The sequence below is a fragment of the Streptomyces sp. NBC_01314 genome, from assembly GCF_041435215.1.
GTDB lineage: Bacteria > Actinomycetota > Actinomycetes > Streptomycetales > Streptomycetaceae > Streptomyces.
The window spans coordinates 3,147,947-3,168,231 of the sequence record NZ_CP108394.1; the positions used below are offsets into that span (position 1 = coordinate 3,147,947).

A 20,285-nucleotide genomic window follows, 5' to 3' on the forward strand; every position below is an offset into this window, starting at 1 on the left:
GGAGCGCCCCGAACGGAGCGAGGGCGCCCGCACCGATCGGGAGCGCCAAAGACGGGAAGGGAGTGCCAAGAGCCGATCGCGAGCGCCGAGGACGGCCCGACGAGCGCCCTGCGGGCGCCCCGCGATACGAGACGGGAGCACTCCACAGCGGGCGTCACCCCCATGCCCCCGGGCCGCTTGCGTCAGACTCCGCGACCGCCGCCCGAGCCGGCGCCCCGCGTCACGCTCGGCGCCCTGCGCTCCGCACCCCCGCCCTACGCTCCGCACCCCGCCCGGCGCCCTGCGCCCGGAACCCAGCGCCCGGCGTCACGCCGCACGCACCGCGCGTCACGCCCCCGGGACCTCGGCGCCTTCCATCAGTCCCCGTACCTCGGTTCCGCGCGGCGTGAGAAGGAACACGTTCCGGTCGACCCGGTGCATTCCGCTGGCGAGGCCGAAAACAACCCCCGTGCTGAAATCCAGTACACGCTTGGCCGTGTCGGCCTCCGCGCCCGACAGATCCAGCAGCACCGGAACGCCCGCCATCAGCGTCTCCGCCACGTCACGGGCGTCCGCGAAGACGTTGACGCGCAGCACCACGAAGCGGCGCCGGGCCTCGGTCGCGGCTTCCGGTATGGTCCGGTGGCCGACCGCGGAAGGCCAGGCGTCCCGACCCCGCAACGGCACGACCTGGGCGAGCCCCTCCCACTGTTCGTCGGTGACATCGTGGCTGTTCACCCTGTTCACCGGCCTTCCCCCTGGCTCGCACTGAATGACTGCATCAGCCAATTCTTACGCATGGTCACCCGTTCGGCCCAACAGCGACACGGACCGCGACCCCACCTTTCGGGACAACGGCCGGAACCCGCCCTCACAGCCCCTTGCGCGGCCGTGTGTGGCGGGCGTAACGCCTCATGATCAGGTCATGTGACACAGGCGTAACGGGCAATTCGTACGATCGGACCTGCCGGGCCGTGTCCCGGAAGCTGAGCGGAAGCCGACCGGCCGCCGTACCAGACAGCGCCCGGACGCCGCGCCGGACAGGCAACCGGCCGCCGTGCCGGACAGCGACCGGTGGACCGACCGGAGACGACCGACCGGAGACCCCGGACGCCGACAGAGAGGGGCCGCTCGTGGCCGCACAGGGCCCGCAGAGCACCACGACCCAGGTGCGGACCGTGTGCTCGTACTGCGGTGTCGGCTGCGGCATGCTCCTGGACGTCGGGATGGGTCCCGACGGCCGGCGAACGGTCCTGCGGGCGACGGGCGACAAGTCCCACCCGGCGAACTTCGGCCGCCTCTGCACCAAGGGCGCGACCACGGCCGACATGCTGGCCGCGCCCGGCCGCCTGACCACCGCCCTCGTACGGGACGACCGGGGCGACGAGCCGGTCCCCGCGCCGGTCTCCGACGCGATCGCCGAGACCGCCCGGCGGCTGCGCGCGATCATCGACGAGCACGGGCCCGACGCGTTCGCCTTCTACGTCTCCGGCCAGATGAGCCTCGAAGCCCAGTATCTGGCGAACAAGCTGGCCAAGGGTTTCATCCGCACCAACCAGATCGAGTCGAACTCGCGGCTGTGCATGGCGAGTGCCGGCACGGGCTACAAGCTGTCGCTGGGCGCCGACGGGCCCCCCGGCTCGTACGAGGATCTCGACAAGGCGGATGTCTTCCTCGTCATCGGCTCGAACATGGCGGACTGCCACCCGATCCTGTTCCTGCGGATGATGGACCGGGTCAAGGCGGGCGCGAAGCTGATCGTCGTCGACCCGCGTCGCACGGCGACGGCCGAGAAGGCCGATCTGTTCCTGCAGATACGTCCGGGCACGGATCTGGCCCTGCTCAACGGGCTTCTCCACCTGCTGCACGCGGACGGGCACACCGACCCCGCCTTCATCGCCGCCCACACCGAGGGCTGGGAGGCGATGCCCGACTTCCTCGCCGAGTACGCGCCGGACGCCGTCGCCGGGATCACCGGTATCCCGGCGGACGACATCCGCGAGGCCGCACGGCTCATCGGCGAGGCCGCCGAGTGGACGAGTTGCTGGACCATGGGGCTCAACCAGTCCACTCACGGCACCTGGAACACCAACGCGCTGGTCAATCTGCACCTGGCGACCGGCGCGATCTGCCGTCCGGGCAGCGGCCCGTTCTCGCTCACCGGACAGCCCAACGCCATGGGCGGTCGCGAGATGGGCTACATGGGACCTGGGCTGCCGGGGCAGCGGTCCGTGCTCGTGGACGAGGAGCGGGCGTTCGTCGAGGAGTTGTGGGAACTGGCCCCGGACAGTCTGCGCAAGGACGGCGTCGGCAAGGGCACCGTCGAGATGTTCCAGAAGATGGCCGACGGGGAGATCAAGGCCTGCTGGATCATCTGCACCAACCCGGTCGCCTCGGTCGCCAACCGGAAGACCGTGATCGAGGGCCTGGAGGCCGCCGAGTTCGTCGTCACGCAGGACGTCTTCGCCGAGACCGAGACCAACGCGTACGCCGATGTCGTCCTGCCCGGTGCCCTGTGGACCGAGTCCGAGGGCGTCCTCGTCAACAGCGAGCGCAACCTCACGCTCGCCGCCCCCGCCGCCGACCCGCCGGGCGAGGCCATGGCCGACTGGCGGATCATCGCGGCCGTCGCCCGGGAGATGGGGTTCGAGAAGGGGTTCTCGTACGACACCGCCGAGCAGGTCTTCGAGGAGATCAAGCGGGCGTGGAACCCGAAGACCGGCTGGGATCTGCGGGGCGTGAGCTACGAGCGGCTGCGGTCGGAGTCCGTGCAGTGGCCTGCGGCCGCGGAGGACGGGCCCGCGCGGAATCCGATCCGGTACGCCGAGGCCGGGGCGGACGGGGGTCTTGTCTTCCCCACCGCCAGTGGGCGGGCCGTGTTCCATGCCCGGCCGCACCTGCCGGCCGCCGAGATGCCGGACGACGACTATCCGTTCGTGCTCAACACCGGGCGGTTGCAGCACCAGTGGCACACACTGACGAAGACGGGCAAGGTCGCCAAGCTCAACAGGCTGAACCCCGGGCCGTTCGTGGAGGTGCATCCGCAGGACGCCCGTGAACTGGGCGTTCAGGACGGGGACTCCGTGGAGGTTGCCTCGCGGCGGGGGCGGGCCGTGCTGCCCGCGGTCGTGTCGGACCGGGTGATGCCCGGGTGCGTGTTCGCGCCGTTCCACTGGAACGACCTGTTCGGGGAGTATCTGAGCATCAACGCGGTGACGAGCGACGCGGTGGATCCGCTGTCGTTCCAGCCGGAGTTGAAGGTGTGCGCGGTGGGGCTCGCCAAGGTTTCCTCGCCCCCGCCGCCCCCACCCGTCCCGTCCCTGGAGTCTGCGCCCCCGGACCCCCGCCATCGGCCTGCGCTCTTGCCCCCGAACACCGGACGGGCTGAATTGGTGCGAACCGGGGCCGAAACGGCTGCCCCGGGGGCCGCGATGGCCGCCCTCGGGCTGGAACCGGCTCCCCCGCCCGTCCTGTCCGCCCAGGAGCGCCAGTACCTCACCGGCTTCCTCGCCGGGCTCGGCTCCGGGGTGCAGGGGGTGCCCGTGTTGCCGGTGGACGCGCCGTTCAGTCCCGAGCACGCGATGTGGGTGAACGGCGTGCTCGCCGGGATGTACTCGCGGTCGGCGGCCCCTGGCCCGGCACCCGCCACCGCCGGGCCCGCCGGGCGTGAGGTCGTGGTGCTGTGGGCCTCGCAGACCGGGACGGCCGAGGAGTTCGCGATGGCGGCCGCCGAGCATCTCGGGGCCGCCGGACACCGCGCGACGCTCGTCGGGATGGACGAGGCCGAACCGGACCGACTGCCGCTCGGGGCCGACCTGTTGCTGATCACCAGCACCTTCGGGGACGGTGACGCGCCCGACAACGGCTCCGGGTTCTGGGACGCGCTGTCCCACCAGCAGGCCCCCCGCCTGGACGGTGTGCGCTACGCCGTGCTGGCCTTCGGCGACTCCTCCTACGACGACTTCTGCGGGCACGGCCGCCGACTGGACGCCCGGCTCGACGAGTTGGGCGCGGTGCGTCTGGCGCCGCGTACGGACTGCGAGCCGGACTACGAACCGTCGGCGGACGCCTGGCTGGGACAGGTCATCACGGCGCTCGACACGGAGACGCTGACGGAGACGGAGACGGAGACGGACAGGGGCGGGAGCGGGGCCGAGAGCGCGCCCGTGACGGAGGGAACGAAGCCGCAGGCCTCCACCACCACCGCCGCCCCCGTCCCGCAGATCACCCCGCCCACGTCCGCACCCGCCCCCACCCGCACCGCGAGGCCCGCGCCCACCGCCGCCCGACTGGTCGGCAACCGGCTGCTCAGCCTGCCCGGGGCGGGCAAGGAGGTGCGCCGGTTCACCTTCGACACCAGCGGGACGGGACTGTCGTACGAGGCGGGGGACGCGCTCGGCGTACGGCCGGTCAACTCCCTCGGTCTGGTGGCGGAGTGGCTGGCGGTGACCGGCCTGGACGGCTCGACTCCCGTGGAGGTCAACGGGGTTGGCGAAGTGCCCTTCGCCGAGGCCCTGCACCGGCATCTCGACGTCACCCGGATCACCTCGGACCTGCTCCGCTTCGCCTCCGAACGGACGCGGGACAACCGGGAGTTGAAGAAACTGACGCGCCCCGACAACAAGGACGGGCTGGCCCAGTGGTCGTGGGGACGCCAGGCCGTCGACGTGGTGGCCGAGTTCGCCGTGCGGGCATCCGCGCAGGAGTGGACCGGCGTCTTCAAACGGCTCCAGCCCCGGCTGTACTCCATCTCGTCGAGCCCGCTCGTCGACCCGCACCACGTCTCGCTGACGGTGTCGGTCGTGCGGTACGAGAACCTGTACGGGCGTCCGCGCGGTGGGGTCTGTTCGCCCTTCCTCGCGGACGGCGAGGCGGACCTGGAGGTGCCGGTCTTCGTGCAGCGCTCGCCGCACTTCCGGCCGCCGACCGACCCCGTGACCCCCATGATCATGGTCGGTCCCGGCACCGGCGTCGCCCCCTTCGTCGGCTTCCTCCAGGAGCGGCGGGCCCTCGGCCACCGGGCGCCCAACTGGCTGTTCTTCGGGGAGCAGCACCGGGCTACTGACTTCTACTACGAGGAGGAGCTGACGTCCCTTCAGGAGTCGGGCGTGCTCAGCCGGCTGGACACCGCCTTCTCCCGTGACCAGCGCGCCAAGGTCTACGTCCAGGACCGTATGCGCGAGCACGGGCCCGAGTTGTGGCACTGGCTCCAGGACGGCGCCCGCTTCTACGTCTGCGGCGACGCCTCCCGCATGGCGAAGGACGTCGACCGGGCCCTGCGGGACGTCGCGGTCGCCCACGGCGGAATGACCGAGGGCGAGGCCGCCGCGTACATGAAGCAGCTGGCGACGGAGAAGCGGTACGTGCGGGACGTGTACTGACCGGCTCCCCGAGCCAGTCCCTGAGCGGTCTCCACCGGCCTCGATTCGGATCCGGCCCCGTCGCCACGCGTACCGGGCGGGGCGGGGCGGGGCGGGGCGATGTGATCACCGGCGTACCGTCCCGGCCCGGCGCCCGTACGCGAACTCGCCGGCACCGGCCATGTCCTGTTCGCCACCGCCTGGCCCATCCGCGGCGCCGGGCGAGCGGATCGGGGCGTGAGCCCTCCGGGATTCGCTCAAATCCCCTCCAAATCCCCTCCAGGTGCCCTCCGAAAGACTTCCGAAAGACCTCCCGAAGCGCTCCGGAAGCCCTCCCGAAGACGACTTTGCCATCTCTTTACAACGCGACCCGCCGCTGTCTCGTCTCTCCGCTCGATACGTGATGCCGCCGCAGGCCGGGCAACCGGCCGGGCGGCCCACGAAGTCGCCGGCCCCGTCGAACCGGACGGGGCCGACGGCCCGTCGATCCCGACCAGAGAGAGCGACTCATGCGCCGAACCGTCCTTCGTGCCACGGCACTCGCCTTCACCGCCGTGCTGGCGACCGCGCTGCCCGCGTTCGCCGACGACACGAGCCCGAGCGTCGCGCCGCAGGAGGCCTCGGCGGCGCCGAGCGCGGCCCCGTCCCAGGGCACCGAGCCCCCGTCCTCGGCCGAACCCACCAGGGCCCCGGACGGCAGCGACGCGAGCCCGGTGCCGAGCCAGGTCTCCGTCGTGCCCAGCGGCGCGCCGGACACCGGTGCGACGCAGGAGTCGGAGTCGTCCGGCAACACGGGCGTACTGGCCGGCACGGGCGCCGCCGCGGTGCTCCTCGGCGGCGGCGCGGCCGTCGTTCTCGTACGCCGCCGGCGGGCGAACGGGGCGTGACCTTGTTCTCCAGGCGCGCCTTCGCCACCGCGGCGACGGCCTCGCTGCTCGTGAGCTGCGACAGCCGACGAACCGACCGGGGCACGACCGCACCCTCCGCGGGCGACGCGTCCCCGCCCCCGTCCTCGCCGTCCTCGCCGTCCGACACCGGCGCAGCGGATCCGCTCGGCCGTTCGGTCCCGGTGAGGCTGCTGATCCCGGCCATCGAGGTCGACACCCCGGTCATCCGGCTGGGGTTGGCCCCGGACGGCACCGTGGAGGTGCCGCCGATCACGGAGCACGACCGGGCGGGCTGGTACCAGCACTCGCCGACGCCGGGGCAGACCGGCCCGTCGGTGATCCTGGGCCATGTCACGGTCGGCCGCTACGGCGACGGGGTCTTCCGCCGTCTCGCGCGGCTGCGGCGGGGCGAGCGGATCAGGGCGCGCCTGGAGAACGGCACGACACCGGAGTTCACCGTCGACAGCGTACGGACGATCGCCAAGGCCGACTTCCCCGCGGACGAGGTCTACGGAAACGTGGACCGCCCCGCGCTGCGCCTCGTCACCTGCGGCGGCCCTCGCACGGGCGACGAGTACCGCGACAACGTGATCGTCTTCGCCACGCTGAGCTCCACGGACCGGTGATGCGGGGCCCGACGACCCACGGCCCGGTGACCCACAGCCCACCCCCGTCCCCCGGCCCGTCCCCAGACCCGAACCGCCACCCGTCCCGCCGACCGCCCGCCCGCCACTGCCACTTGTCGCACCACCACGACCATGGAGAGCGTTGAAACGGTCCCGTGAGAAGGCCGCGTCCGAGCTGTTCGCCGCCCTCTATCCGCGCCTCGCCGGCTGGTGCCGTCGGCTGGTCGACGACGACGAGACGGCCCATGAGATCGCGTCGGAGGCCTTCACCCGGCTCTGGGCCCGCTGGACGTCCGTGGCGGAGCCGCACGGTTTCCTCTACGTCACGGCGGCCAACCTCGTCCGGGACCACTGGCGCAAGCTCGAACGCGAACGCAGGGCGATGCACCGGGTCACCGCCGAGGCCTCGGTGCGCCCACTGCCCGACCATGCCGAACAGTCCGACCCCTCGGTACGGCTGCTCGTGCAGTCGCTGCCCGAACGGCTGCGCGTGCCGATCCTGCTGCACTACTACGCTGACATGCCGATCCGGGAGGTGTCCGTGCTGACCGGACGCAAGGAAGGAACCGTCAAGGCCGATCTCCACGCGGCCCGCGAACTGCTCCGCGCCCATCTGAGGAGAAGCCTTGATCACACGCCCTGACGAGGGCCCGGACTTCGAGCCCGACGATCCACTCACCGTCATCCTGCGGCCCCCCGCCGACCGCCTCGGCCCACCCCCCGGCCGCTACGAGACGATCCGCCGCACCGCGGTCCGCCGCCGCCTCGTCCGGGCCGCAGCCGGCGCCGCCGCGACCTGCGCGGCCGTCGCCCTCATCGCCCTCCCCCTGCACTTCGCCAGGAACGACGCCCCCACCACCCCGTCGGTCCCCCTCGCCCCGCCGCCCGCGACCAGCCCCTCCCCCACCCCGCCGGCCTCCAGCACCCCCGACACCCTCCCGCCCACCGAACAGGCCCCGAGCCCCGTCCCCTCCCCCCCAGCCGCCACGTCCGGCGCCGAGACCACCGCGCCGTCAACGACCCCGACCCAGGCCGCCGAACCCTCGGCCTCGCGCGGTTCGCCCAGCATGGGCTGAGCCACCGCCGCGTAACGCACCGCACCTCACCGCGCCGCATCGCACCGCGCCGTCAGCCTCTGGTCGTCCAGCCGGATCAGTTCGGCGGCCCGCGCGGCGGCCGTGCCGACCTGCACGGCGGAGGGAACGATCCCGACTCCGATGCCGTCGCCTTCGAGAACACCGAGACGGTACGTCGTGCCCAGGATGCGGGTTCCGCCTTCGGTCGGTTCCCCTTGGTCGGGGTGTCCGGTTGCGGCGCTGACGGTCCGGCGGCCACACGCCGGCACGCGGGCGGGGACCGGCCTCCGCAGCCGGTCCCCGCCCGCGCGGTCACTCCAGGGCCCGCAGCAGGCAGCCCACGAGGCGTCCCGCCAACAGATCCTGCTGGACCGGACGCTGGACCTGATGCTCGTCACAGCCCTGCGCGCCTGGTTCACTCGCCCCGGCGCGCCGGTCCCCGCCTGGTACCGGGCCCACAGCGACCCCGTGGTCGGCCCCGCCCTGCGCCTGCTGCGAGCCGACCCCGCGCACCCCTGGACACTGCCCACCCCGGCCGCCAGGACAGGCGTGTCCCGGGCGAACCTGGCCCGCCGTTTCACCGCCCTCGTCGGACAGCCGCCGATGACTTTCCTGCGGGAACAACGCCTCACCCTGGCCGCCGACCTGCTCCGCGAGCCCGACGCGACGCCGCAGTGGCGGACCGCGTCGGATTCGCCAACGCCTTCGCTCTCAGCGCCGCGTTCAAGAGGGAACACGGCATCAGCCCGAGCGAGCACCGGACACGCGAAGGACGGAAGGAAGCCTGACCTCGGCGCCGGGCCGTTTCTTCTTCGTTCGCCGGCTCGCACCACGACGTCAGACCGGCACTACGCCCGACACCGGACGGCAGACGTCCCGACGTCCCGACGCCCCGACCCCCCGACCATGAGCCCAACCCAATCGGCGGACCCGCTGCACGCGCCCGCACAGCGTTTGGCACCTGTTCGCCGCCCACGACCTGGCCGAGGGACACGCTCTACGGCCCCATCGAGCCGACGAACAACCGCAAGAACCGACGAGACCGACCGGCGATGGCCGCGACAGCAGGCCTCATGCGACTCACATCACATCGTTTGCACCCGCCACAACATTATCTGACTCGTCAGATAATGTCTTGCCAGATGACCGGCTCGCGTCCAGCGGGCCCCATTCTCGACCAACAGCGAAGAGCCCTGATGAGCAGACTCGAATGCACCGTTATCGATCTGAACTTGCCGGTCAGCAGCACGAACAGGACCGTCATCCTCATCACCGGCGAGCAGGAGGCGCTGCTGGTCGACGCCGGCTTCACCCGCGCCGACAGCCACCGGCTCGCCGCCGAGATCCTCGACTCCGGCAAGAAGCTCATCACCGGCTCGATGAGCACGCCGTACGAGAAGACCGGCTTCGCTGTTTCCACTTTCACCGTCCCGGCCGAGGCGGTCCGCCGCCCGTGCGCCGGGAACACCCCTGCCCCCACGCAGAAAGGGTTACCCCAGTGACCAGCCTTCCCAGTCGACGGCGCCTCCTCGCCACCGGAGCGGGCGCCGCGCTCGGCATCGGCGCGCTCGGCGCCACCGCGTCCCCCGCCGCGGCCGCCCCGGCCGCAGCCGCGCGAAGCGCAGGCGCAGGCGCAGGCGCCGAGGAGACCAGGACCCTCGACGAGCTGTACCAGGCCGCCATCGCCGAAGGCGGCAAGCTCGTGATCTACGCGGGCGGCGACCTCGCCAACTCGGGCAGCGGCGCCGGCGCGCGGACCGCCTTCCGCCAGCGCTTCCCGCAGATCGACCTCAACCTCATCGTGGACTACAGCAAGTACCACGACGTCCGCGTGGACAACCAGTTCGCGACCGACACCCTGGTGCCCGACCTGGTGCAGTTGCAGACGCTGCACGACTTCACCCGCTGGAAGCGCCAGGGGCGGCTGCTGCCCTACAAGCCCGCCGGCTTCAGCAAGCTCCACAAGAAGTTCAGGGACCCGGACGGTGCCTGGGTGGCCGGCATGGTCATCGCCTTCAGCTACCTGTACGACGTGGCGGCGGCCGGGGCCGACGCGCCGCAGACGCCGCTGGACCTGGTCGACCCGCGCTGGAAGGGCGCCATCGCCTCCTCCTACCCGCACGACGACGACGCGGTGCTCTACCTCTTCGCCCTCTACGCCGAGACCTACGGCTGGGACTGGATGGCCCGCCTCGCCGCCCAGCAGCCGCAGTTCGCCCGTGGCTCCTTCTCCCCCGGCACCGCGGTCACCAACAAGGAGAAGATCATCGGCGTCGGCACGGGTGGCAACCCGCTCGCCACCACCCCGAACCGCTGGGTGATGACCGACGGACACCCGTTCATGGCGTGGGGACAGCGGATCGCGATCCTGAAGCAGGCCGCCAACCCCACGGCGGCCAAGCTCTACCTCAACTGGCAGCTGTCCACCGAGCGTCAGACCTCCAACGGCTGGTCGGTACGCACGGACATCGCGCCACCCACCGGCCTGAAGCCGATCTGGGAGTACCCGAACGCCAACCTGGACGGTTTCCCCCGCTTCATGGAGGACCGGGCCCAGGTCGAGCGGCTGAAGCAGACCTTCGCCCTCTACTTCGGTGAGGTCAAGGGCGACCCGACACCCGGCTGGCCCGGTCTGCACCCGGGAGCCTGACCCTCACCAGGCCCCATACCGGAGGCCCGGTACCGGACGGCCCCTTCGGCCTCCGGGTCGCATCACGACGTCTTCGGCATCCCCACCCGCCCCTCGGCGCGGCTGGTGGGGATGCCCCACCCGCGGCCGCGCGGTGGACGTCGCGTCGACTCCCGCGAGATTCCCGGTCGCACGAGACAGAACTGCCCGTCCCCCATGGAACGACTGGAAGAACTGCGCAACACCCCCAACAGCCCCAAGAACCCGTTCATCGTGGGCACCCGGGGGACACAGCGCCTCATGGAAGTCATGGAGAACATGCTGCGCGGCCGCATCGCCCAGGACCAGGAGAGCACCACCACCGCACCGACCAACATGGCGGCCGCCGGCACCCACACGGCAGCCTGCTGCTGACGCACCTGCCGTCGGAGTGGAGACTCCGTACGGGTCTTCGGCGAACCGGGGAACGCCACGGACCGCACGCACGATCCCAGATCCTCGGGGTGAGCGGGGTGGTTGTTCTCGGTGAGGATTTCACTGGGGTCGGCGGTGCCGGGTCCGGCGACCCAGACGCGCTGGAGGACGTCCTCCAGGTCGGACCGGATCAGGTGGAAGTTGTGCTCGGTCATCCCCTCAGAGACGTGGCCGACGTTGCGGCGGAGGTGGGTCAGGATCGCTCCGGCCCGCCGAAGGCCGGTGGCCGGCAGGTGGTGTAGTGGCTGCCGTTGTCCGTCAGGACCTCGAAGGGCACCCCGTAGCGGCGCGTCGCGGCGGTGAAGGCCGAGCACACCGTGTGGGCACTGGGCACCGCCACGACCGAGGCGATCACGACGAACCGGGAACGGTCGTCGATGCCGGTGACCATCTTGCGCTCCCGCCCGGCCGCCAGCGGCACCCCGCCGACGAGATCCACCTGCCACAGGTACACGGGTGCCACGCGCTGCCACTGGCGGTACTTCCGGGGGTGCCGCTGTTCCTGGGCGCGGACCAAGCCGTTGCGGGACAGCACCCGGTGGACAGTGGCCCGCGACGGCGCCGACTCCAGCCCGCGAGAGGCCAGTTCGCGGGAGATCTGGCGGGCACCCCGCCCAGCGTGCCGACGACGACAGATCGCCTGACCTGCGTCGCAGCGGACCAGACTCCCGGCATCCACAATCCGTACGGTCGAGCGGTCGGATCACTCGATCGTGAGTTCTTCCGCTGTCGCTCCCGGTAGGACGCGATGCTCGGAAGGACGGTGTGCGCCCAGGGCTGCCTGGATGTACGACAGGTGAGGGAGATGGCGTGACGCAAGACGCGGGGCGGCGCGGAGGCTTAGACGGCGAGGCGCTGTTGCTGGCTGCCGGGCTGGTCGATCTGGCGGTGAGTACGGTGGGTTCGGCCCTGGGGACCGTGCGGGGGCTGCTGCGCCGGTCGGACGCCGCGGAGTTGGCGGCGGAGGCCGAGTACGAGCTCGTGGCGCGTGGGCGCCTGGTACTGGACCGGTACGCGGCCGTGCCGCCGGCCCACCTGGAGATCCTCGCGCAGCGCGTCCTGGCTCGGAAGGCGGCCGGTGGCGTCTGACCGGTGGGAGCCGGCCGCGTTCAAGGCCCGCGTCGACGAGGCACTGCGCCGGTTCGTCGCCCGGGAGGCCGACGAGTTCGCGGCGATCGATCCGATGCTCGGCGCGGTGGCCGAGGGGCTGGAGGCGGCGGTCGCGGACGGCAAGCGGCTGCGGGCGGCGTTCTGTTACTGGGGATGGCGTGCGGTGGGGCAGCCGGACAGCGACGCGCTGGTGCGGGCGGCGGCCTCGATGGAACTGGTGCATGCCGCCGCGATCGTGCACGACGACCTCATCGACGACAGTCCGCTGCGGCACGGGCGGCCCACCACCCATGTCGCCCTTCTCGGGGCGGTAGGGGCTCGTCCGGACGCCGATTCCGCCGCGCGGTCGTTGGCGATGCTGGTGGGGGACCTGCTGATGGCGCTGGCCGGGCAGTTGTTCGCCACCAGCGGTCTGCCCGCCGCGTATCTCGTGCGGGCCCGCCCGTTGTGGGCGGTGATGGCCCGTGAGCTGATCGCGGGCGAGTGTCTGGAGATCCTGCGGACCGGAGCCGGCCCGGACACCGAGGCGTCACTGAAGGTGATCCGGTACAAGACCGCCAAGTACACCGTCGAACACCCCCTGTTGATCGGCGGTGCGCTGGCCGGAGCGGGCGCGCGGCTGCGCGAGGGCTACTCCGCGTACGGACTGCCGCTGGGCGAGGCGTTCCAGCTCCGGGACGATCTGCTCGGGCTGTTCGGAGACCCCGAGCACACCGGCAAGGCCAACGGCGACGATGTGCGCGGCCGACGGCCCACGGCACTGCTGGCAGAGACCTGGCGCCTCGCCGACGACGCGGAGCGCGAACTGCTGAACTCCCTGCTGGGCAGAGGCGACCTGGACGGGGAGGGACTGGACGCGGTGCGCGAGGTGATGCGCCGGCTGAGGGCGCCCGACCGCATCGAGGACATGATCGGGGCACGGGTCGAGGAGGCTCTCGGCGCCCTCCACGAGCTGGATCTACCGGCGCAGGCCGCCACCGGACTGACCGCGCTGGCGCATTCCGCGGCGGTACGCCTGTCCTGACCTCGCATCGCGGTGGCGCGAGCCCGTGCCGTCCCGGGCAGCCGGCCTCCCGCCTGTCGTGGACACCCCCGAGGAAGATGAGGAACCCTGCCATGACCTACACCAACGCATCGATGGACGACCTGCGGAAGTCCGGCGACGAACTCGCCGACGCCACCGTCGCCGCGCTCTTCGAACGCGGAGAGGTAGGCAAGTTCAACACCCTGATGCGCTACGTCTCCACCGCGAGCGCTCCCCTGCCCGACGGACTGCCCGACGTCGCACGCGAGTACCTGGAGGCCACCAGCACCCCTCCCGCCTGGGTGGACTGGGCGGAGATGGAGAAGGCCCGGCTGTTCTTCATCGACAACAACGTGCACATCTCCACCGCGCTGTCCTTCGCCTCCATGCCCGCCTGCTACGTCGTCCCGCACGTGGCGAAGCTGCTGTCGGCCAGCCACGGTCTGAAGTACCCGTCCAAACGGATGGCGGAGACCGGCCAGTTCACCGTCCATCTGATGCAGCCCGACGCCTTCGAAGCCGGCAGCCGATTCATCCCCGCCGCCCAGAAAGTCCGACTCCTGCACGCCTCCATCCGCCACCACCTCACCCGCGAGAACCACTGGGACACCGAGACCCTGGGCACGCCGATCTGCCAGGAGGACATGATCGGCGGGCAGATGTTCTTCTCCCTGCTCGTCCTGGACAGCCTGCACCGCCTCGGCATCCACATGTCGACCGAGGGCGCGGAGGCCTACTACTACGCGTGGCGCGTCGTCGGCGCCATGCTCGGCGTCGACCAGAACGCCGTCCCCCAAAGTCTCGACGAGGCCCGCCAGTTCCTCGACCTGTACATGGTCCGGCACATGGGGCCCTCCGAGGAGGGCACGCAGCTGACCCGGCAGCTGATCGACCTCTACGAGGAAGTCGTGCCCGGCACCTTCTTCGACCCGATCGTCTCCGCCCTCATCCGCCACCTCATCGGCGACACCTGCGCCGACTGGCTCCACGTACCGCGCACTTCGTGGGACACCGTCGTCAAGGCCGTGCCCCATCTGCTCGGCGTCCTGGAGACCATCGAGGACCGCTCCCCCCTCGGCGCCTGGGCCCTGGACCGCCTCGGCCACCTCACCACGGTCCTCGAACTGTCTTCCCTCACCCGTGGACGCGTCATGCACTACGCGATCCCGGAAACCCTCAAGAAGGACTTCGGCCTCTCCAGCGCGGTACCCCGCACCCACCGGTGGATCCCACCGGCCGCCACCGCCTGACGACCCGCTCACTCAGAGACAACGCCCCTTGAGATGCGGCGCAAAACCGCAGCTCAAACGCCCAGGGCAAGCAGTCGGCTTACTCGGCCTGATGGCTGAGCGGAATCAGATCGAACCGCACAGCCAGCGACGAACCCACGGGTCATGCACCCTTCCCAGCAGGCTCCAGAATCGCCACGCACTCCACATGATGCGTCATCGGAAAGATGTCGGCCTGAGCGGGTCTCGGAAAAGACCAGGTCAGGACCTGTTTCTCGGCTCACGGCCCTGTGTGAAGGCGCCCAGAGCGTCAAACGAGCGTCATGACCGACGAGTCCTCCCTCCTGCTCCGGGCAGAACACGCTGCCGTAACCAGCTCACCCCGCACGGGTCCGCGCCGCTCACTCCGGACGCCAGCTCGCGCATCATGACCCGCACAACTTCGCCGGCCGCCATAATGACGACATGTCCTCCAGCTCACAGCACCCCGCACCCGCGCCGAGGAATCTCTCGGGCGCGGAAGCCGAGGATCTCGCGCTGTACCGGGAGAAGTTCCGGCGGCGTCTGCCGGAGTCGCTCGACGAGTTGCACGGCCCGACCCATGGGGTCGTGGAGCTTCCCCTGCACGTGGCCTGGTCCGGGATGACCTCGTACGACATGGGCAATCCTCGCCAGCGCATGGGCCTGTACCGCACTGTCCTGCACGAGGGCCTGCACGACGACCTGCCCAGCTTCCTCAACCAGGACCTGCTGCTCCAGATGTGGCCGGTGCTGCGGACCCTTGTCGGTCGCACCGTGCGCACCGTATGGGAAGACGCCTTCCCCCAGCTCGCCTCCCGCACCCGGGCAGCCGCGTGACGGACATGCCGGAGCTGCACGCACGGCTCCTGGCGGATGTGATCGCCATCGGCTCCCCATATCCACTGGTCCTCACCGGCGGATATGCCGTGCGGGCACACCGCCTCGTGAACCGCCCCAGCCAGGACCTCGACGTCGCCACCGAGAACCCGGCACCGATGGCCGACATCGCGGCAGCGCTCCGTAGCGGCCTGGAAGCACGGGGCTGGCAGGTGCAGGCGCTGGAGACCGCCCCGCTGTCCGCCCGCTTCACCGTGTCCGACCCTGCCACCGGGCAAGACTGCGAAGTGGACATCCTCAAGGAGATCTTCTGGCGGCCGGTCGCCCAGAGCCCGTATGGGCCCGTCCTCGCGGAGGAGGACGTGATCGGAACCAAGGTCCGCGCCCTCGCCGACCGCGGAGCGCCCCGCGATCTGATCGACGTGTTCGCAGCGTCCCGCCGCTGGAGCACGGCCGACCTCGAAGAATTTGGCCGCAGGCACGCACGCGGCCGATTCGAGCGCGAAGACCTACAGGCAAATCTCGCAGGAGCCGAGTGGACTGACGACGAAGCCTTCGCCGCCTACGGTCTTGACGACACTATGATCACCGCTCTCCGAGCGTGGGCTCTTGAGTGGGCCGACGATCTCGCCGCCCGTCTTCTCGAAGAGTCCGACGATCCGGACATCGACTGATCGCGTCTGGATGAGGTCGCATCTGCAAGCCGCCGACGAAGCTGCCCAGAGCACTGGTCAGGAAACCCCGCAGACAGGAAAGCGGCCGGTCGCGCGCTCCTACCACGTCGAGTACGCCAACTCTCGCTCACACGGCTCCAGGGCACCCAGACAGGCTACGAAACCCGGCAGCACTCACCTTTCGCGACTTATCATGATGAAACGCCCTGCCGCGAGCGGAGCCTTGAGCCGTGAAGTATGCGTTGACGGAGAAGCAGACCGCCGTGCTGCGAGAGATCGCGGCTGCTTCCGACGCTCTGATTCTCCCGCCAAGAGCCATCCACACGGCTTCGGCGCTTGAGAAGCGCGGACTGATCAAGAGGGCCTGGCGCGGCAGCCGACGCGTCTCGGTCGTCACTACGGAGGGCCGCTACTACCTCAAACACGGCAAGCACCCTCGGGAGGTGCAGGCGGAGAAGGACCGGCTGGAGAAAGACGCCGATCAAGCTGCGCGTGCCCCTGCCGACGGAACCGATCTGGTCTCCCGGCTGCGATCCGCCTCGGGGAGGATCACCGTCCCTGATCCCGCCCCTCGGACACGGGGGCGGTGGCGGGCCGCGTACTACGACGCGCTGCACCACGGTCACGTGCCGGAGGGGCACAAGCTGCGTTGGGCCGGTCGGCAGCGAGGCGACTGCGTCTTCACGCTGGTCGAGGAGGAGGCCGAGACGGCGGCCCAGCCTCCCACACTGCCGGTCGTCGACGTACCCGAGAGCGTGGGCCGCCCTCACCCTGTGGTCCGCACGACACGCGAGTCCCTCGGCAGGTCCCAGAGCGTGGTCGACACCCGGGGCAAGCCCGAGGTCATCCCCCTGTATTTGTCACGTCCGCTTGTCGACCGAGCTCTGCGGATCATGAACGCGCTCCTGACCGAAGCCGAGAACCGCGGCTATGACGTGGAGACCCAGACTGATCTCGACCGCAGTGAAGCCGTGCACACGCTGGCCATCGTCATCCGCGGCCGCGCCTTCCCGCTCACCCTCACGGAGCGGACGACCAAGGTCCCGCACGAAAAGACTCCCCAGGAAATCCGGCAAGCGCAGCACATTCTCTGGCCTCGTCTGCCCAAGTACGACGAGGAGTTCGACGGGCGCCTCGCAATCGGCGCACCGGCCGGAAACCAGTACCAGCATGCGTACTCGTACAGCGACAGCGCTCGATGGACCCTGGAGTCCCGTTTGGGGCACCTGCTGCAAAAGCTCGAGCACCTCGCGGCAGAAGCCGAACGCCAGCAGCGGGAGGAGGAACTCCGCAAGACCGAGCAGAGGCGCCGGTGGTACGCGGCCGTTGCTCAGGCCCGCGAGCACCAGGTCGAGCGCTATCGGGTGAAGGTCCTGACCGAGCAGGTAGGAGCGTGGCAGCAGGCCGTCCAGATCCGAGCCTTCTGCCATGCCGCTCTCGCCCGGTACGGCGAGGCATCGGCTCCGGCCAGCGAGCTGGATTGGCTGCAGTGGGCGGAAGCCTACGCGGCACGGATCGACCCGCTTGCCTCGCCGCTGCGCACACCACCGGATCCGCCGGCCAGTCGTGAGGCTCTGCGCGACCTGCTGAAGGGCGACCTGCACACACGCCCGTGGCCGTTCGACGCCCAGGGCCGCTGGACACTCGCCGAAGAGGACCCACCAGACCAGCCACTGTGACCCACAAAACGACTCCGCCCTGTCCATCGAGGACAGGGCGGAGAAACGTTTATGTGGCGATGGTCAACGGCGCGTCCAAGCGTTCCCAGGCACCAAGGACGGCCTTGTGCGCGTCCGGCTGCAGGTGGGCGTAGCGCTGGGTGGTCTGGAAGCTCTCGTGGCCGAGGAGGTGCTGGACCTCGTAGAGCGAGACTCCCTTCTGGACCAGCCACGAGGCGCAGGTGTGGCGCATGGAGTGAGGCGGGTAGCGCGGAACGAGCTGTTGCTCGCCGTCGGTGTCGAAGTAGCGGGCGGCTTCGACGGTTGGCCACCAGGTCTGCCGGCGCCAGTTGCCGTCGTCGAGGAGGCGTCCGGCCCGACCCTTCGTGAGGGTGGTGAAGACCACGGCGTCCCGGTCGAGCCGGTGGATGTGGCGTTCGACGACCTCAAGGACGTGGGGCGGGAGTGGGACTTCCCGGCGGCTCTTGGAGCTCTTGGGGTACTCCTTGATGCCGCTCTTGGTGTTGACCTCCACCACGAACAGGCGCGAGCGGCGCTGGTCGATGCGGTGGCGGTGCAGGCCGGAGAGTTCACCCCAGCGCAGTCCGGTGTAGAAGCCAAGCAGGCACATCGTCCGCCACGCGGCGGGGAGTTCGTCCAGGATGCTCTGTGCCTGGTCGAGGGTGAACCACTGCGGCGGCTTGACCGCGATCTGGGGCAGGTCGATGCTGCGGCAGGGGCTCACCGCGATCACGTCGTCGTCGACCGCCGCGCGCATGATGGAGGACGTCAGGTTGTAGGCCCGCTTGATCGCGGCGGCTCCCGCGCCCTTCTCGACCAGGGAGCGGATCCAGCTCTGGACGTCCATGCGGGTGATCGCCCGCATCTCCCAGTCGGCCCAGTGGGGCAGGACATGGTTCTTGATGCTGTAGGCGTCGCCGCGCAACGTGTGGGGCTCGACGATGCGAGCGTTCCACCACCGGTCATGCCAGTCGCGAAACGCCATTTCACCGACCCGCGGATCGCGCAGCCCCCCGCGGGCGAACTGGGTCTCCGTCTCGATTCCCCAGGCGCGCGCCTGGGCCTTGAGGGGAAACGACTCGCTGAACCGGTCTCCTGCCCGGTTGCGTACGGTCGCCTGCCACTTGCCGGACTTCAACTTGCGGATGTACGAGGCGCTACTCCTTGTTCAACGGTGACGAGGCCGGGATGGCCCGGGTCAGCGGCGGGCGGCCGGCGAGACGACGGCGCGGCGGCTGATGAACTCATCGAGGCCGTCCGCGGGGACCCGTACACGGGACCGGCCTGGTCCGGTACGGAGGTCGACGACAGGCAGGTCGCCGGCAGCGATGAAGCGGTAGACGGTGCGGCGGTCGACGTCCAAGGCGGCGGCGACGGCGGGAATGGACAGCAGGCGTGCAGGCATGGAGGAGAACCTCGAGGTGGGGATGGGCTGGGGCCGGGGAGTCAGCACCGGGGTATCGGCCGTTGCAAGGCGGTCAACCGGCCCTGTCAGGCAGTGGGATCACGTCACGGAGAATCTCCGCGCAAAGGAGCTGATCACGTGCGACTCCGTCAGGCGAGGCCCGCCAGCGCAGGAGAGAATGACCAGGTGGCGTCCGCGCTCTGGCTGTGCGCCAGAGCGCGGTGCAAGAATCACGACCTGGGCAAATCCGGAAGAGCCGTGGCTTCGGCCAGACGGTCCCAGTCGATTTTGACCTTCTCGGTGCGGAAGCAGTGCTGGTAGCGCAACCCCAGCCAGTTCGGGGTGACACCGGCCCACTCGGCAACTGCGAAGGACGAGATGCCCATCCTCAGCCACTTCACCAGGCAGGACTCACGGAGAATCGAGATCGGCTCCCCCAGACGCCACGAGTACAGCTCGTCCCGCGAAAGGACGGCCTGCTGGGCCTGCTCCCAGACCCGCTTGTAGACGGAAGGCGAGAGCGCCCCACCTCCCATACCGGGAAAGAGCAGGTCGTCCTCCTGTAGACCAGCGTCGCTGATCCACCCACGCAGGAACTCCACGGCCTGCGGCTGGAGCGGAATTTCCCTTGCCACACCTTTGTGACGGGCTGTCAACTTACCCAGGTCGCCCTCCGGGAGCACCACGTCGCTCACTCGCAGGGCGCGAGCCTCACCCGGTCGCAGAGCCTGCTCGGCCACGATGCGCATGAAGGGGTGCACCGAGCGATGGGCACCCGCATGCCCGCGCATCCACTCGAGCAGCGATCGAACCTGCTCCTCGGAATACAACCATTCCTCGTCCATGACCTCGACATACATAGCTCTGAACTCCTCGGGGAAACAACAGAATGCGTCACGCCGGGATCAGCGCGACAGGTTCAATGGTCTGCGGAATCGCCGGTTTGGCTAACCGGCGATCGTCGGCTATGTTTCGCCCGACACAGCGCTCACGGCATCCAGGCGCATGCGGAACAGCAGGGCGTAGCCGCGCTTCTCCGGACCGCTCTAGGTTTGCTTGCTTCGCCGCGTCATTCCAGTCCGTTGCACCCTCAATGTGTCTGCCGTCGGCGAATCAGAACGCCCCAGCATCACGCAGGAGCGCCGCTACCGGCGCGCTCGCCTGGCGGTCGACGCCAGAGAACAGAGCAGGCTTCTTCTAAGCGCCTGCCCTGTTGTCAGCGGTGGCAGCCAGCAATCACTGGTCTCGACGACGGCCGAACGCTCAGCCGACGCC

The 20,285-nt window shown here is 70.2% G+C and carries 19 protein-coding genes and 2 pseudogenes; 15 read left to right on the forward strand and 6 right to left on the reverse strand.

Annotated features, from left to right (window positions below; translation table 11 throughout):
* Nucleotides 1-327: 327 nt before the first annotated feature.
* The gene (locus OG622_RS13910) at nt 328-717 is read right to left on the reverse strand and encodes a cell division protein SepF (RefSeq protein ID WP_371584091.1); all 390 of its coding nucleotides are present in this window, start codon (nt 715-717) and stop codon (nt 328-330) included.
* A gap of 395 nt (nt 718-1,112) precedes the next feature.
* Between OG622_RS13910 and OG622_RS13915 the strand changes: the two genes are divergently transcribed.
* The 5 genes from OG622_RS13915 to OG622_RS13935 all read left to right on the forward strand — a co-directional run bounded on the left by OG622_RS13915 (nt 1,113) and on the right by OG622_RS13935 (nt 7,928).
* Nucleotides 1,113-5,360: a molybdopterin-dependent oxidoreductase gene (locus OG622_RS13915; RefSeq protein WP_371576228.1), complete on the forward strand. Its 4,248-nt coding sequence runs from the start codon at nt 1,113-1,115 to the stop codon at nt 5,358-5,360.
* A gap of 488 nt (nt 5,361-5,848) precedes the next feature.
* Entirely contained in the window at nt 5,849-6,226 is a 378-nt protein-coding gene (locus OG622_RS13920) for a sortase-dependent protein (RefSeq protein WP_371576230.1), read from the forward strand.
* A complete protein-coding gene (locus tag OG622_RS13925; protein WP_371576232.1) occupies nt 6,223-6,852 on the forward strand; it encodes a class F sortase in 630 nt (209 codons plus the stop codon). The genes OG622_RS13920 and OG622_RS13925 overlap by 4 nt, the downstream gene beginning before the upstream one ends.
* A 142-nt stretch (nt 6,853-6,994) precedes the next feature.
* Complete coding sequence (locus tag OG622_RS13930) at nt 6,995-7,495, forward strand: RNA polymerase sigma factor (RefSeq protein ID WP_060890515.1); 501 nt, start codon at nt 6,995-6,997, stop codon at nt 7,493-7,495.
* Complete coding sequence (locus OG622_RS13935) at nt 7,479-7,928, forward strand: hypothetical protein (protein ID WP_371576234.1); 450 nt, start codon at nt 7,479-7,481, stop codon at nt 7,926-7,928. The genes OG622_RS13930 and OG622_RS13935 overlap by 17 nt, the downstream gene beginning before the upstream one ends.
* A gap of 26 nt (nt 7,929-7,954) precedes the next feature.
* On the opposite strand, the gene OG622_RS13940 is transcribed toward OG622_RS13935, so the two are convergent.
* Nucleotides 7,955-8,326 carry a hypothetical protein gene (locus OG622_RS13940; RefSeq protein ID WP_371584471.1) on the reverse strand — a complete coding sequence of 124 codons (372 nt, stop codon included), beginning with the start codon at nt 8,324-8,326 and terminating at the stop codon, nt 7,955-7,957.
* On the opposite strand from OG622_RS13940, the pseudogene OG622_RS13945 reads away from it, so the two are divergent.
* The 4 genes and pseudogenes from OG622_RS13945 to OG622_RS13960 all read left to right on the forward strand — a co-directional run.
* Nucleotides 8,259-8,716: pseudogene (locus OG622_RS13945) on the forward strand (helix-turn-helix domain-containing protein); the annotation flags it as partial. The gene OG622_RS13940 and the pseudogene OG622_RS13945 sit on opposite strands and share 68 nt — an antisense overlap.
* A 408-nt stretch (nt 8,717-9,124) precedes the next feature.
* Nucleotides 9,125-9,430, forward strand: a complete 306-nt coding sequence (locus tag OG622_RS13950) for a hypothetical protein (RefSeq protein ID WP_371576236.1) — start codon at nt 9,125-9,127, stop codon at nt 9,428-9,430.
* Nucleotides 9,427-10,578 (forward strand): ABC transporter substrate-binding protein, encoded by a 1,152-nt coding sequence (locus OG622_RS13955; protein WP_371576238.1) that lies wholly within the window; start codon nt 9,427-9,429, stop codon nt 10,576-10,578. The genes OG622_RS13950 and OG622_RS13955 overlap by 4 nt, the downstream gene beginning before the upstream one ends.
* 195 nt (nt 10,579-10,773) lie before the next feature.
* A complete protein-coding gene (locus tag OG622_RS13960; protein ID WP_371576239.1) occupies nt 10,774-10,971 on the forward strand; it encodes a hypothetical protein in 198 nt (65 codons plus the stop codon).
* A gap of 295 nt (nt 10,972-11,266) precedes the next feature.
* Here OG622_RS13960 and OG622_RS13965 read toward each other — a convergent pair.
* Nucleotides 11,267-11,641 (reverse strand): annotated as a pseudogene (locus OG622_RS13965) (DDE-type integrase/transposase/recombinase); the annotation flags it as partial.
* 200 nt (nt 11,642-11,841) lie between these two features.
* On the opposite strand from OG622_RS13965, the gene OG622_RS13970 reads away from it, so the two are divergent.
* The 6 genes from OG622_RS13970 (at nt 11,842) to OG622_RS13995 (ending at nt 17,605) form a co-directional block, all read left to right on the forward strand.
* On the forward strand, nt 11,842-12,120 hold the full coding sequence (locus tag OG622_RS13970) for a polyprenyl synthetase (RefSeq protein WP_371576240.1): 279 nt from the start codon (nt 11,842-11,844) through the stop codon (nt 12,118-12,120).
* Entirely contained in the window at nt 12,110-13,165 is a 1,056-nt protein-coding gene (locus tag OG622_RS13975) for a polyprenyl synthetase family protein (RefSeq protein WP_371576241.1), read from the forward strand. Before OG622_RS13970 ends, OG622_RS13975 begins: the two co-directional genes overlap by 11 nt.
* A 92-nt stretch (nt 13,166-13,257) precedes the next feature.
* Nucleotides 13,258-14,415 carry an oxygenase MpaB family protein gene (locus tag OG622_RS13980; RefSeq protein WP_371576243.1) on the forward strand — a complete coding sequence of 386 codons (1,158 nt, stop codon included), beginning with the start codon at nt 13,258-13,260 and terminating at the stop codon, nt 14,413-14,415.
* A gap of 444 nt (nt 14,416-14,859) precedes the next feature.
* Nucleotides 14,860-15,252 carry a hypothetical protein gene (locus tag OG622_RS13985; protein WP_371576245.1) on the forward strand — a complete coding sequence of 131 codons (393 nt, stop codon included), beginning with the start codon at nt 14,860-14,862 and terminating at the stop codon, nt 15,250-15,252.
* 5 nt (nt 15,253-15,257) lie between these two features.
* Nucleotides 15,258-15,926: a nucleotidyl transferase AbiEii/AbiGii toxin family protein gene (locus tag OG622_RS13990; RefSeq protein WP_371576247.1), complete on the forward strand. Its 669-nt coding sequence runs from the start codon at nt 15,258-15,260 to the stop codon at nt 15,924-15,926.
* A 230-nt stretch (nt 15,927-16,156) separates the two neighbouring features.
* Complete coding sequence (locus OG622_RS13995; RefSeq protein ID WP_371576249.1) at nt 16,157-17,605, forward strand: hypothetical protein; 1,449 nt, start codon at nt 16,157-16,159, stop codon at nt 17,603-17,605.
* Nucleotides 17,606-17,654: 49 nt separating this feature from the next.
* Here the strand turns inward: OG622_RS13995 and OG622_RS14000 are convergent, their stop codons facing one another.
* The 3 genes from OG622_RS14000 to OG622_RS14010 form a co-directional block, all read right to left on the reverse strand.
* Complete coding sequence (locus tag OG622_RS14000; protein ID WP_371576250.1) at nt 17,655-18,743, reverse strand: tyrosine-type recombinase/integrase; 1,089 nt, start codon at nt 18,741-18,743, stop codon at nt 17,655-17,657.
* A 60-nt stretch (nt 18,744-18,803) separates the two neighbouring features.
* Nucleotides 18,804-19,010: a helix-turn-helix domain-containing protein gene (locus OG622_RS14005; protein ID WP_210525259.1), complete on the reverse strand. Its 207-nt coding sequence runs from the start codon at nt 19,008-19,010 to the stop codon at nt 18,804-18,806.
* Nucleotides 19,011-19,240: 230 nt separating this feature from the next.
* Nucleotides 19,241-19,870 (reverse strand): tyrosine-type recombinase/integrase, encoded by a 630-nt coding sequence (locus tag OG622_RS14010; RefSeq protein WP_371576252.1) that lies wholly within the window; start codon nt 19,868-19,870, stop codon nt 19,241-19,243.
* Nucleotides 19,871-20,285 lie beyond the last annotated feature (415 nt).

Excerpts from the sequence above, each read along its gene's own strand:
- OG622_RS13920 (WP_371576230.1), top strand. The coding sequence starts at position 5,849 with ATGCGCCGAACCGTCCTTCGTGCCACGGCACTCGCCTTCACCGCCGTG.
- OG622_RS13950 (WP_371576236.1), top strand. The coding sequence starts at position 9,125 with ATGAGCAGACTCGAATGCACCGTTATCGATCTGAACTTGCCGGTCAGC.
- OG622_RS13960 (WP_371576239.1), top strand. The coding sequence starts at position 10,774 with ATGGAACGACTGGAAGAACTGCGCAACACCCCCAACAGCCCCAAGAAC.
- OG622_RS13980 (WP_371576243.1), top strand. The coding sequence starts at position 13,258 with ATGACCTACACCAACGCATCGATGGACGACCTGCGGAAGTCCGGCGAC.
- OG622_RS13985 (WP_371576245.1), top strand. The coding sequence starts at position 14,860 with ATGTCCTCCAGCTCACAGCACCCCGCACCCGCGCCGAGGAATCTCTCG.
- OG622_RS13990 (WP_371576247.1), top strand. The coding sequence starts at position 15,258 with ATGCCGGAGCTGCACGCACGGCTCCTGGCGGATGTGATCGCCATCGGC.
- OG622_RS14005 (WP_210525259.1), bottom strand. The coding sequence starts at position 19,010 with ATGCCTGCACGCCTGCTGTCCATTCCCGCCGTCGCCGCCGCCTTGGAC.
- OG622_RS14010 (WP_371576252.1), bottom strand. The coding sequence starts at position 19,870 with ATGTATGTCGAGGTCATGGACGAGGAATGGTTGTATTCCGAGGAGCAG.